Source organism: Pseudoalteromonas sp. SG43-8 (assembly GCF_014164245.1).
GTDB lineage: Bacteria > Pseudomonadota > Gammaproteobacteria > Enterobacterales > Alteromonadaceae > Pseudoalteromonas > Pseudoalteromonas distincta.
In genome coordinates this window covers 55,078-67,983 of sequence record NZ_JACJEX010000015.1, presented here as the reverse complement: position 1 = coordinate 67,983, position 12,906 = coordinate 55,078, and the positions used below count along the sequence as shown (strand labels likewise).

Below are 12,906 nucleotides of genomic sequence, written 5' to 3'. Positions count from 1 at the left end.
GAGCCCAGGGAATATCCAATACACTGGCAGCACTTACTCGATACACTGGTCTTATTTAAGCTTCCAGCTAGACGAGAGGATAGAAGATATCCCCGATGGGTTAAGCCAAAACCATCTAAGTATCCTCATAAAAAGAAAGATGCCAGTCAGCTTAACTGACTGGCATTAGCCTCAAGGCTCCTTTTTTTTGTTTTTAATTTTAACTTTTTTGCATCCAGTTTCATTTTATAGCCGTTATTGATATGAGGTTAACATGTAAATAATCGGTGCCGCTTAGTCTATGCCTTATGAGCAAGCGCGTTATTTACCTACATTTGATGGAATATTTAAAAGGTAAAAATGATGAATAAAGCTAATTTAACAACTCATTCAACACAAAAAAACACACTTAAACAAACGCTTAGTTTTTCAGCTTTAACACTTGCAGTATTAATCGGCATTACAGGCTGTAGCTCAGACGATGGTAAAAACGGCGTAGATGGTATTGCAGGCACCGATGGACAAAACGGTACCGACGGTACAAATGGCAACCCTGGTTTTGCATCAGCCACATTAATTTTGGCAAACAATGGCGAGAGCAATACAGGCACTATCGATTTAATTAACCAAAACGCCTCTAAACTAAAAACCTTTAATACAACAGCTAACGAAGGCGTTGCATTTGATAGCTTAGGTAATTTATTGCAAGCAAGCGACAGCGAAAATGGCAGTATTAAAACTATTTGCCAGCTTGCAAATCGTAGTGACGGCGCAACCTATACAGCTAATACAGATCGCGAAATAACAGGTACTAACACAACACTGGTAAACCCTAAAGGAATAGCTGTAGCACAAAAGAGTGGCCTTGTTTTTATTGCTGACTTTGGCGCTATGCAAGTAACGACTTTTGGCGCTACAGCCGCGGGCGATGCAGCGCCTTTAGGCACAACTATTACAGAAGCGGCGCCGTGGGATGTTGATTATGATGAATCTAACGACCGCCTTTATGTAGCACTAACAAATGGTGATGTAGCCGTTTATGATAATTTTGTTGGTGGTGAATTTGCCGCAATGCCAAGCCGCACAATTACTCCAAGTAATAATGATGGTACGCAAATATCTGTAAATATTCACGGCATTGTTTATGACTCAAATACTAATAAACTTGTTTTGTCTGATGTAGGCAGTGCCTCAGACGCAACCGATGGTTCGTTATTTGTAATTAATAATGCTTCAACTGCAGAGGGCTTAGTAAGCGTTGCACGAAGTATTGCCGGTCCAGCAACAATGCTTGGTAACCCAGTTGATATTAGCCTTGAAGGTAGTGACTTACGTGTAGCTGAAAAATCAAATGATGCTGTTCTTGTGTTCAGCAATATATTTTCAGGTGAGAGCGGCGATATCACTCCTGATTTAGTTACCTCAACAATTAAACCTGAGTCAATTACTAAACTGGGTATACAAAATGAGATGGCTGACATTTCAGATAGTGATACCGCTAATATGGCGCTGCTAGGTGTTGCTGTAAGTAGTAATCCGGGCACTGCAGGTGAAACAACTGGGCAAATTAGTCGATTAAGTTCACAACTTAACACAGAAATTGGCAACTATAATGCAAGTCAAACTATCGAAAGTGTAACTTTTGATAAAGCGGGTAATAGTTATACAACGTTCGATAACAGTACAACCTCAATTGGCGGTATTATTATTTCAAATAAAGTGGCAATAAACAGAGATGGGCAAACTTATAATACGAACCAAGACAGCATTATTACTGGTTCGAATACAGGCCTTATATCTCCTAAAGGTCTTGATGTGGCTTCTGATAGCGGTATGATTTTAGTTGCAGAAAATAATGCAGATACTCCAAGTATTTCAATATTTTCAACTTGCACCACAGGGGATGCAAGCCCATTAATGACGCTTACGTTTGCAAACGATGCTCGCCCTTGGGATGTTGATTACGATGCAAACACTGATCGAGCTTTTGTAGCACTAACAAATGGAACCGTTGCTGTATTTGACGAAGTTAAAAGCAAACTAATGGCTGGTAGTACTAATATTGCAGTTGAGGATAGGCTTATAATGCCAGCAAATGCAGGTACAGCAGTAGCAGCACCAAGCAACATGCACGGCATCGACTACGACTCGCTAAGTGGCTCGCTAATACTCTCTGATGTTGGTAGCGCAGCAGTTGCTGACGATGGCAAAATATACGTATTGAATAACGTAGCAACGGCATCGGGCTTGGTAAACATAAGTACCACTATTAGCGGTCCAAATACCCTACTGGGTAACCCTGTTGATATTATGTATACCGGAACAGATTTATACGTAGCTGAGAAGTCAAATAATGTGGTTATGCGATTTAATAATATTTTAAGCAGTGCAGGCGGTGATATAAGCGCCGATACCAGTACGGCATTTACAGCCCCTGAGTCGATTGCAATATTACCAGCTTGGCTTAACAAATAGAGTTAACCTCACCATGCCTGACCAATAACCTTGGTCGGGCATTATCGCATCCACACTTTTATATCTGCCAAGCCATTACTTTGTAAAATACCTAATTGCTGATCAACATTAGAGTTTTGTTCAAACTCAAATGCATCGAGCTGCTCATCAAACGTAATATTAGCCACACCATCACCACCGCGTTTTTTAACTTGATGCAATGCTATATCTGCTAAGTTAATAGAGGTTTCCCAGCTAATTACCTGCCCGCCTAATAAAGGTAATGGATAAAATGACCAACCAATTGATGCCGTGATATTAGTTGTTTTTCCATTTGGTAATTGGAACGAATTAGCCGCTATTACTTTACAAAGTTCTGAAGCATAGCTGTCTATTTTATTGCATTTAAAGTCACGTAATAATAATAAAAACTCATCACCACTCCAACGTGCCACATAGTCAGAGCCCTGCGTACGCGAATTTAACAATGCAGCCATTTGCTGTAAGCAGCTATCACCTGCAATTGGGCCATACGCATCGTTAATACGGCTGAAGTTATCAAAGTTAATAATTACCAGCACCAGTGACTTACCTTGTGCCTGCAGCGACTGTGAATTACGTTGAAAGTGCTCAATATCTTTAGGGAGTTGATCAAACAAAAAGCGGCGACTACGTAGCCCTGTTAGCTCATCTGAGTGACTCACTAATTTAAGCTGTGAATTCACTTGGCCTAATTTATCATTAGCTTGGCGAAGCTCTAAGGTACGCTCAGTGATTAAGCCCTCTAATGCTTCTTGTTTTCTGCGCTCTTGTGCTCTAAACACCCAAAAAATGAGATAAAAAAGCAAAATAAAACCACTGGTAATTAAAAGCCTAAAGTAAATTGTTTCGTCAAAGCGCTCAGGCACTACAAAACCGTATTCTACATCTTGCGCTTTAGCCCAGTCTTCACCTTGGCGCTTAGCTTCTAATTGAAACAAAAACGAGCCAGGAGGCAAGTTAGTATAAATAGCTTCACGTCGCGTATTTGCATAGCGCCAGTCACTATCTAAGCCACTTAGTTTATATCTAAATTCAATGCTGTTTGGTGCATAGTAATCAATAGCTGTGTAAGTTAGCGTTATATCACGCTCGTCTGTTTCTAATGATGGTTTTTTACCAAGCGCAGCGGTAGTTAAATGACGAAGTGGCGTTGTTATTGTCTCTATTGTTGGCTTTAATGCAAGCACACCAAATAGCTCTACATTTTTAGGTATTTCAACAACACCTTGTAAGCTTGGGTACCAAATAGAATTTCCGGTGTCTGCTACCGCATCATGCCCAAGCCCACTACAACATTGATTCGCTTTACCATCAAGTTGACGGTCAAAAGATGAAATTACTTCTTCAACTTTTAAGCTTTTTATTTCTGTTTTAAATTGCTCTACAGGCATTCTGTAAACACCTTTCATTGTGCTTACCCAAACATGCTTTAACTTTTCATCATATTCTAGGCTAAATATAGAACCATACGGTAAACCATTAGCTGCATCGAGCTGACGCCATTGCCCTTGCGTACTTCTGTAAAAAAGCCCGTCGTTAAGAGAGCCGATTAAAATACCCACGCCATCTATATGTAGCACGCTAGTTACGTATGCGCTTTCAAGTGTTGTTTGGTCGCCAATTTTTTCAATGCCACGGTCTGTAAAGTAATATGCGCCTTTACTAGTACCAATCACACCAAAGTTTGTTTTATCTAATACGTAGGTAATAAACTTACTACCTAAAAAAGCGTTATAGGCAAAAGGCGTTAAACCAGCATAATTTAATCGATATAAACCGCGTCCGGTACCAATCCAAAAGCCGCCTTTACTAGAGCGACTTATTGCAAATACCGGATTATCGCGAAGTGCTCGACCTGGGACGGTGTAAAGTGTCTTGTTTTCAAAAACAAATAAGCCGCGCCCTGTGGCTATATATAATCGCTCACCATCAAATTGTAGATCGTGTACTGATGCGTATCCATATTTACTACTTGGGACTAAATTAATAAAACTTTTATCTAAATCGAAATAACCAATGCCGCTTTTATTCGCAACCCACAGTTTACCATCAGGTGCTTGGCTAATAGCCATAACAGATTCGGTCATGTTTGAAACTGCTGAATGCCTTTCGACTCGTCCTTCATGAGCAAGCCACAAGCCTTCACTAAAGCTTGCTAACCAAACGTTATTTTTATCATCTCTAAAAATATCAGCAAACCATATACTTTGATCGAGTTGGCTAGGCTCTACCCATTGCCACTCACCGGTTTTATCTCTGAATAATAAGCGTCCATAGGTCGAAACCCACAAGCCACCATCGGTATCACTCATAAACTTATAAACGGCTGAGTTATTTGCATTAGGTAGAGGAAAAGGTCTTAGCTCGTCATCTAAATCTAAAAAGTATGCACCTAGCTCAGAAGCTATATACAAATTACCATTTAAAAATGATAAATCGTGCACTATGGTTTGCGCTAAGCGCTCTGGTAAAGATATTTTTGCGGTAAGCTCTAAACGTAGTTTAGAAAAATCTGATGAGTTTTTTGTAAGGCGTAATAAATGACGATCATTAACCAGCCAAATGCCTTCAGGAGAGAGTGCCATTTGGCTAACAGAGCCAACTATTTGTGTGATCACAGTAGCATTAACAATAGGTAGAGGACCATTTACTTCAGTGCGTAAATCAACTTGCCCTCTATCTACATAGTATAAGCCGTTGGCCGCAATCCATATGCTACCTTTAGAGTCCTCAAGAATATCCCTTACTGGACCTTTAATATTAAATTCTTGTGCTGCAAATGTGGCTGGGTTAATAACTACCAAGCCACTTTTAGTGCCTACCCATAACAAACCACTAGAATCGACTAAAAGCTTATTAACACCATTACTAGGCAAGAATGGACTATTTTGCGTGTTGTAATTTGTAAATGTTGTACCATCAAAACGGCTTAAACCAAATTGCGTACCAAGCCACATATAGCCTTGCTGATCTTGCACAACACTTTTAAGTGATTGCGACGGTAGGCCATCTTTTATATTCCATTGCTTAACTACGTAATCAGTAATTGAAGCCCAACTTGGCGTCGCGCACAACATAAGTACACAAACCAGTAAAAATCGCATCATATTGCTGCCACCTAGTTAAACAAATCAAATATAAAAATTAAAAGGGCAGTAAACCCACTTTTATTAACGCTTGTAAACATATAAGCGAAAAAATACCCGCAAGTATATCGTCGGCCATTATACCTAAACCGCCATGTACTCGTTTGTCTAGCATACGGATTGGGCCGGGTTTTGCTATATCAAAAAAGCGAAATAACAAAAAACCTACGAGTAATGTTTGCCAGTTAAGTGCTGCGCCAATCATAGTGATGTAATAACCCGCCACTTCATCCCATACAATAGCAGGATGATCGTGCACGCCTAAATCATCAGCCGTTTTACCGCACGCCCATATACCAAATATACTGATCACAACGGCAAATACAATTTGCAGCCATAACGGATAATACATGGTCATAAAAATGAATGGCAAGGCAGCAAATGTACCAAATGTACCGGGCGCTTTAGGGGCAAGCCCAGTCCCAAAGCCCAGACCAAAAAACTGATGTGGACGCTTTAAATTAAACTTGCGGTTATTGTTCAAACCAGCTCCTTTGCAAAGTGCTCAAAACCCTGCGGTTCAAAATCAAACTTTTCACCGTTGTGTAAAAGCTCAATTTGGCCATCGCCACTTTTAACTTGGCCAATGCATGTTGCATCTACACCATACTGGCGTAGCTTTATTTCTAACATACTTTTATTGCTATCAGGGACCGTAAAAATTAATTCGTAATCATCACCGTAACTGAGAATAAATGGCAGCTGCTGATTAAAATCAAGGCTTGCTTGCATCGCATCTGAAGTTGGAATACTTTCAATATTCACCACTGCACTTACTTGTGACATATCCAGTATATGACTTAAATCAGCGATTAAGCCGTCCGACACATCGATAGCCGATGATGCAAGGCCTCGTAATACCTGCCCTGCAGCAACACGTGGGGTTGGAAAGTCAAAGCGTTTATTTACGTACTTTAAATGCTCTGGCTCAATACTTATACCTTGTTTGCGAGACTCAATTGCAAGTCCAGCGTCACCTAGCGGACCCGTAACATAAATCCAATCCCCCACTTTTGCGCCACTACGACGAAGTGCAGTACCTTCGGGTACAGTCCCTTTCGCACAAATAGTGATGGTTAATGGGCCCTGAGTTGTATCGCCACCTATAATCTGCACATTAAAATATTCAGCAATTTCATGCATGCCATCAGTAAACTCTTCAATCCACTGTGGATCAATACTTGGCAAAGTTAACGCAACTGAAACCCAAGTCGGCTCAGCGCCCATGGCCGCTAAATCACTTAAATTAACAGCAAGCGCTCTGTGACCTAATGCACGAGGGGAAATATCATCAAAAAAGTGTACGCCAGCAACAAGAGTGTCTGTTGTAACGGCAAGTTGGCAGTTTTGTGGAACGGTTACTAAAGCGCAATCATCCCCTATACCTAGGTTTACATCACGACGGGTGATACCGCGACCTTTAAAGTAGCGGTTAATTAATTCAAATTCCTTCATACACAAAAAAGCCGGCCTATGCCGGCTCCCCTCTTTAACGGTTTACTTACTTGCGTAAATGCTTAACAGCTTTATCAAGTACACCGTTTACAAATTTATGGCTGTCTTCAGCGCCAAAAATTTTGGCCAGCTCAATACCTTCGTTAATAGCAACTTTATAAGGTACGTCTTCACGGAACTTAAGCTCATAGCTGCTTAAACGTAAAATTGCACGCTCAACCATATCTAAGTCATCAAACGGACGTGTTAAATGTGGTGATACAGCTTCGTCTAGTTGCTTGTAATTTACAGCAACACCCGTCGCTAGATCTTTAAAGTATTCAACATCAATTTTAGTAACGTCTGTTTCGATCAACATTTGTTGTTCGATATCGGCAATTAAATTGCCACTTATTTGCCAAGAATAAACGGCTTGGAGTGCTAAGATACGTGCTTTACGTCTTGCTGCTGGTTTCACAAAAATTCCTTAAACTTAAATTTTATCTAACACATTAACCATTTCAAGCGCGCCTAAAGCAGCTTCGCCGCCTTTATTGCCCATTTTGGTGCCAGCACGCTCAATTGCTTGTTCAATGCTTTCTGTGGTTAATACGCCAAATGCAACCGGGATATCATACTCAAGTGATACTTGCGCAAGACCTTTGTTTGATTCGCCAGCAACTAGGTCAAAGTGTGGTGTACCACCTCTGATCACTACGCCTAATGCGATGATTGCATCATACTCTTTTTTTGCCGCAACGCGTTTAGCCGCTAAAGGTAATTCTACCGCGCCTGGCACATAAATAACGGTAATGTCGTCATCTGATACGCCACCTGTGCGTTTTAGCTCATCAACAGCACCTGCAAGGAGGCTGCTACCAATAAAGTCATTAAAACGAGAAATGACAATGGCAAATTTTTTGCCTGGAGCGTACTTATTACCTTCAATAATTTTCATTTGATAACCCTAAAAATAAGTTCAAGCGGTTGCGATTGCGCAAAAATTGCTGCGCATCATACCATAAAAATAAAATAATAGCCTAGTTTAAGCGTGATGCTTATTGTGGCTCAACGTAATCAACTACTTCTAAATGAAAGCCCGAAAGTGCATGGTACTTTTTAGGGCGACTCATTAATCGCATTTGTTTAATTCCAAGATCGGCAAGTATTTGCGAACCTACGCCAACAGTACGAGATGTACCTTTGAATTTACGTGGCGTAACGCTTTCGCCAGCATCAGCTGCTGCAAATGCTTTCACAGTTGCCTCTAGCTCTTCAGTGCTTTCTTGCTTACCTAAAATAACTAAAGCACCTTCATTTTTAGCGATATAAGCCATTGCTTCTGAAAGGCCCCAGCTACGGTCAGCACTTCTGTCTGAAAGTAGAATATCGTTAAAGGTACTTTGCAAATGTACACGTACATTTGTCGGCTCTTGATCTTTTATATCGCCTTTGAGCAATACGTAATGTAATTGACCGTCAATTGTGTCTTTGTAAGTAACTAAATCAAATTCACCATGAACAGTTGGTAACTTACATTTTGCCACTTGCTCAATTGTTGTTTCGTTTAAGTTGCGGTATTCGATTAAATCAGCAATGGTGCCAATTTTAATATCGTGCTCTTTCGCAAAAACTTCTAAATCAGGGCGACGTGCCATAGTGCCGTCAGCATTAAGTATTTCAACAATAACAGATGATGCTTCAAGTCCAGCTAAACGCGCTAAATCACAGCCAGCTTCAGTGTGTCCTGCGCGAGTTAATACGCCACCAGGTTGCGCCATAATAGGAAAAATATGTCCAGGCTGAACAATATCACTTGGGACTGCGCCTTTAGCTATAGCCGCTTGCACTGTACGCGCTCTATCTGCTGCTGAAATACCGGTTGTAACACCTTTTGATGCTTCTATCGACATTGTAAAGTTAGTCGAAAATGCTGCACCATTGTTTTTAACCATTAACGGTAAATCAAGTTGCTCGCAACGCTCTTGCGTCATGGTTAAACAAATTAAACCACGGCCATGGGTAGCCATGAAATTAATCGCTTCTGCGCTAATATGCTCAGCTGCAATTATTAAATCGCCTTCATTTTCTCTATCTTCATCATCCATTAAAATAACCATTTTACCGGCTTTAATATCGTCGATGATTTCTTGCGCGCTGTGTAAATTCATAAATTTGCTCGTGTAAGTTGTCAGTTTCGTTATTTAATAAAACCCGCTTTAGCGAGTAAGCTCATCGAAATATCAGAGCCCGTTGGTTGCTCTGCACCCTTTATAAGGCGCTCTAAATAACGTGCAATTTGATCTACCTCTAAATTAACTTGGGTACCTACTTTAAAATGAGCAATTGTGGTTTGCTCACTCGTGTGCGGGACAATTGTTAATTTGAATTTATTGCCCTCTACAGCGTTTACTGTCAGGCTTATACCATCAATACATACCGAACCTTTGTACGGAATGTATTTCATTAAATTTTCGTCTGTTGTAAGCCAATATTCTGTTGCTCTGGCGTTTGCTGTAATACTTGTAATTGTTGCGATACCATCAACATGGCCAGACACTAAATGACCGCCTAAACGAGAAACAGGTTGCATGGCTTTTTCAAGATTCACCGTTTGTCCTAAAGCATAGTGAGCAAAACCGGTCAAACTAATCGTCTCATTAGATAAATCCGCACTAAAACCATCAATATGTTTATCAACTACAGTTAAGCAAACACCATTAGTTGCAATGCTGTCACCTAACTTTACGTCTGTCATATCAAGATCAGCACTTTGGATACGAATGGCTAAGTCGCCTTGTTTTTTTTGTAATAAAGCAATTTTGCCTGTGGCTTCTATTATCCCAGTAAACATAGCACTACTCTTTTTATTAAGTGATTTTAATGAGTTTTGACGCGGTGATACGTAAATCGTCACCAATGCGCGCACATTCATTAAATGTTAAATCAACGGTGTTTTGCATACTCGTCAATTCAGGAAAATTAACTAAACTTTTTGCATCATGGCCCATTAGTTTAGGCGCTAAATAAAAAACAAACTCGTCAACTAAATTAAGCTCTGTCATTTTACCAGCAAGTGTTGCGCCAGCTTCAAGCCAAACATTATTAAACTGCAGTTGCCCAAGTTTTTCTAAAACGGCTTGTAAATCAACTTTACCGTTACTTTCACTGACTTCAATATGCTTTACAAAATGCGGCCATTGCAATGATTTATCAACCTTAGTCGTAAATATTATTACATCACTTTGGATTTCAAATAAAGCAAGGTCAGGTGTTAAACGGTTTTGAGAGTCAATTATAACACGCACGGGCTGGCGAAGCGGCAAATCAGTAGGCAGTGTGCAAGGCAGCTCACTTAGTCGCACATTAAGTTTAGCATCATCGACTAACACTGTATCGGCACCGGTTAAAATAGCGCAGCTTTTCGCTCGGTATAATTGTACGTCTTGTCGAGCAGCAGGACTTGTGATCCACTTACTTTGCCCATTTTTAAGCGCTGTTTTACCATCAATACTCGCTGCCATTTTGCAAATCACATAAGGTAAGCCTTGCTCCATACGCTTAAAAAAGCCAACGTTAAGTGCGCGAGCTTGTGATTCGAGTAACCCGTAAGCAACGTCAATACCCGCGTCGCTCAGTATTTTAAGGCCTTTGCCAGCAACTTGTGGATTTGTATCAACCATAGCAGCAATTACTTTTACCACACCGGCAGCTTTTAAGCCTTCGGCGCACGGTGGCGTACGGCCATAATGACTACACGGTTCAAGCGTTACATAAGCCGTTGCACCTTGTGCATTTTTTCCAGCGACAGCCAGTGCATTTACTTCTGCATGACCTTGACCTGCTAATTGATGAAAACCCTCACCAATTATTTGATTATTTTTAACTAATACACAGCCAACATTAGGGTTAGGTGTGGTAGTAAATCGCCCTTTTTTGGCAAGTTCTATGGCGCGTGCCATATACATTTCATCATGTTCGGTAAAAGTAGTTTGGCTTTGCATTGTTACTCCCCTAAACGGGCAATTTCTTCGCCAAATTCGCGTATATCTTCAAACGAGCGATAAACAGAGGCAAATCTTACGTACGCTACTTTATCGAGCTTCTTGAGGGCTTCCATAATGCATTCACCAACCAAATGGCTTGAAATTTCTCGCTCGCCTGTAGCACGCAACTGCGATTTTATTATATTCACTACTTCGTCTACTTGCTCTGTGCTCACTGGGCGTTTTTCGAGTGCGCGATTTAAGCCATTTAATAATTTATCTTCGTTAAATGGTTCGCGGCTGCCGTCTTGTTTAATAACACGAGGCATAACCAGTTCAGCGCCTTCAAATGTAGTAAAGCGCTCGTGGCAGTCGTTGCACTCACGGCGCCTGCGAACTTGGTGGCCTCCGCCGACTAGGCGAGAATCAATAACTTTAGTATCTTTTGCGGTACAAAATGGGCAATGCATAGCTCGGTACTTCCGTTTTAAAACAAAAAAGACCGCTAAATAGCGGCCTTTTATCTTAGCAAAAAACTAAACAGTTGTGATCTAAATTACTGTTGCTTATAAAATTAAGCGTAAACAGGTAATTTTGCACAAATTGCTTTAACTTTTTCTTTAACTTGCGCCTGTACAGATTCATCAGTGATGTTATCTAGTACGTCACAAATCCAGCCAGCAAGCTCTTTTGATTCTTCTTCTTTGAAACCACGACGAGTGATTGCAGGAGAACCAATACGCAAACCAGATGTTACAAATGGTGAGCGTGGATCGTTTGGCACTGAGTTTTTATTAACTGTGATGTTAGCGTTACCAAGGGCTGCGTCTGCATCTTTACCAGTAATATCTTTATCGATTAGATCGAGTAGGAATAAGTGGTTTTCAGTTTTGTCAGATACGATTTTGTAGCCGCGCTCTTGCATTACAGCAACCATTGCTTTTGCGTTTTTAACAACTTGTGTTTGGTATACTTTAAATTCTGGTTGAAGCGCTTCTTTAAATGCCACTGCTTTTGCTGCAATAACATGACATAAAGGACCACCTTGGCCACCAGGGAAAACTGCGCTGTTAAGCTTTTTGTAGATAGCTTCGTCGCCACATGCAGAGATAATTAAACCACCACGAGGACCAGCAAGTGTTTTATGAGTAGTTGTAGTTACAACATGTGCATGAGGAACTGGGCTTGGGTAAACGCCTGCCGCAATTAAACCTGCAACGTGAGCCATATCAACAAACAGGTAAGCACCTACTTTGTCAGCAATTTCACGGAATTTAGCCCAATCAACAATACCTGAGTACGCTGAGAAACCACCAATAATCATTTTTGGTTTATGCTCAAGTGCTAGTGCTTCAACCTGTGCGTAATCAATTTCGCCCGTTGTTTCATCTAGTCCGTATTGAATTGCATTGTAAAGCTTACCAGAGAAGCTTACGTGTGATCCGTGAGTTAAGTGACCACCATGAGCTAAGCTCATACCAAGTACAGTGTCGCCTGCTTCTAATAGCGCTAGAAAAACAGCAGCATTAGCTTGCGAACCAGCATGTGGTTGTACGTTTGCGTAGTCAGAACCAAATAACTCGTTAGCACGGTCAATTGCTAATTGCTCAACAACATCAACGTGCTCACAACCGCCATAATAACGTTTGCCAGGGTAACCTTCTGCGTATTTATTTGTAAGCTGTGAACCCTGCGCTTCTAGTACGCGTGGGCTACAGTAGTTTTCTGAAGCGATTAGTTCAATGTGCTCTTCTTGGCGAGCAGTTTCTTTGTTTATCGCGTCAAATAACTCTGGATCAAAATCCGAAATATTCATGCTACGTTCTAACATTGGGGTCTCCTAGGGCAACGTGTATGGTGTTTTT

At 40.8% G+C, this 12,906-nt stretch carries 11 protein-coding genes; 1 reads left to right on the top strand and 10 read right to left on the bottom strand.

Annotated features, from left to right (window positions below):
• The first annotated feature begins 342 nt into the window (after positions 1-342).
• The gene (locus tag H5122_RS18060; protein WP_182682820.1) at positions 343-2,454 is read left to right on the top strand and encodes a hypothetical protein; all 2,112 of its coding nucleotides are present in this window, start codon (positions 343-345) and stop codon (positions 2,452-2,454) included.
• Between the two features lie 41 nt (positions 2,455-2,495).
• On the opposite strand, the gene H5122_RS18055 is transcribed toward H5122_RS18060, so the two are convergent.
• The 10 genes from H5122_RS18055 to glyA all read right to left on the bottom strand — a co-directional run bounded on the left by H5122_RS18055 (position 2,496) and on the right by glyA (position 12,872).
• The gene (locus H5122_RS18055; protein WP_182672770.1) at positions 2,496-5,582 is read right to left on the bottom strand and encodes a ligand-binding sensor domain-containing diguanylate cyclase; all 3,087 of its coding nucleotides are present in this window, start codon (positions 5,580-5,582) and stop codon (positions 2,496-2,498) included.
• A gap of 37 nt (positions 5,583-5,619) precedes the next feature.
• Positions 5,620-6,105, bottom strand: coding sequence for a phosphatidylglycerophosphatase A (locus H5122_RS18050; protein ID WP_182196916.1), 486 nt, complete (start codon positions 6,103-6,105; stop codon positions 5,620-5,622).
• Positions 6,102-7,076, bottom strand: coding sequence for a thiamine-phosphate kinase (gene thiL, locus H5122_RS18045; RefSeq protein ID WP_024596289.1), 975 nt, complete (start codon positions 7,074-7,076; stop codon positions 6,102-6,104). Before thiL ends, H5122_RS18050 begins: the two co-directional genes overlap by 4 nt.
• Positions 7,077-7,122: 46 nt before the next feature.
• Positions 7,123-7,533, bottom strand: coding sequence for a transcription antitermination factor NusB (nusB, locus tag H5122_RS18040; protein ID WP_002961751.1), 411 nt, complete (start codon positions 7,531-7,533; stop codon positions 7,123-7,125).
• Positions 7,534-7,548: 15 nt separating this feature from the next.
• A complete protein-coding gene (gene ribE, locus H5122_RS18035) occupies positions 7,549-8,013 on the bottom strand; it encodes a 6,7-dimethyl-8-ribityllumazine synthase (protein ID WP_002961753.1) in 465 nt (154 codons plus the stop codon).
• A gap of 100 nt (positions 8,014-8,113) precedes the next feature.
• Complete coding sequence (ribBA, locus tag H5122_RS18030) at positions 8,114-9,226, bottom strand: bifunctional 3,4-dihydroxy-2-butanone-4-phosphate synthase/GTP cyclohydrolase II (RefSeq protein WP_024603846.1); 1,113 nt, start codon at positions 9,224-9,226, stop codon at positions 8,114-8,116.
• 29 nt (positions 9,227-9,255) lie between these two features.
• The gene (locus H5122_RS18025; protein WP_002961757.1) at positions 9,256-9,909 is read right to left on the bottom strand and encodes a riboflavin synthase; all 654 of its coding nucleotides are present in this window, start codon (positions 9,907-9,909) and stop codon (positions 9,256-9,258) included.
• Positions 9,910-9,925: 16 nt separating this feature from the next.
• Positions 9,926-11,059, bottom strand: a complete 1,134-nt coding sequence (gene ribD / locus H5122_RS18020; protein ID WP_149603136.1) for a bifunctional diaminohydroxyphosphoribosylaminopyrimidine deaminase/5-amino-6-(5-phosphoribosylamino)uracil reductase RibD — start codon at positions 11,057-11,059, stop codon at positions 9,926-9,928.
• A 2-nt stretch (positions 11,060-11,061) separates the two neighbouring features.
• Complete coding sequence (gene nrdR / locus H5122_RS18015; protein WP_002961761.1) at positions 11,062-11,511, bottom strand: transcriptional regulator NrdR; 450 nt, start codon at positions 11,509-11,511, stop codon at positions 11,062-11,064.
• A gap of 104 nt (positions 11,512-11,615) precedes the next feature.
• The gene (gene glyA, locus H5122_RS18010) at positions 11,616-12,872 is read right to left on the bottom strand and encodes a serine hydroxymethyltransferase (RefSeq protein ID WP_002961763.1); all 1,257 of its coding nucleotides are present in this window, start codon (positions 12,870-12,872) and stop codon (positions 11,616-11,618) included.
• Between the last annotated feature and the right edge of the window lie 34 nt (positions 12,873-12,906).

Excerpts from the sequence above, each read along its gene's own strand:
- thiL (WP_024596289.1), bottom strand. The coding sequence starts at position 7,076 with ATGAAGGAATTTGAATTAATTAACCGCTACTTTAAAGGTCGCGGTATC.
- H5122_RS18025 (WP_002961757.1), bottom strand. The coding sequence starts at position 9,909 with ATGTTTACTGGGATAATAGAAGCCACAGGCAAAATTGCTTTATTACAA.
- nrdR (WP_002961761.1), bottom strand. The coding sequence starts at position 11,511 with ATGCATTGCCCATTTTGTACCGCAAAAGATACTAAAGTTATTGATTCT.
- glyA (WP_002961763.1), bottom strand. The coding sequence starts at position 12,872 with ATGTTAGAACGTAGCATGAATATTTCGGATTTTGATCCAGAGTTATTT.
- H5122_RS18055 (WP_182672770.1), bottom strand. The coding sequence starts at position 5,582 with ATGATGCGATTTTTACTGGTTTGTGTACTTATGTTGTGCGCGACGCCA.
- ribBA (WP_024603846.1), bottom strand. The coding sequence starts at position 9,226 with ATGAATTTACACAGCGCGCAAGAAATCATCGACGATATTAAAGCCGGT.
- ribD (WP_149603136.1), bottom strand. The coding sequence starts at position 11,059 with ATGCAAAGCCAAACTACTTTTACCGAACATGATGAAATGTATATGGCA.
- ribE (WP_002961753.1), bottom strand. The coding sequence starts at position 8,013 with ATGAAAATTATTGAAGGTAATAAGTACGCTCCAGGCAAAAAATTTGCC.
- H5122_RS18060 (WP_182682820.1), top strand. The coding sequence starts at position 343 with ATGAATAAAGCTAATTTAACAACTCATTCAACACAAAAAAACACACTT.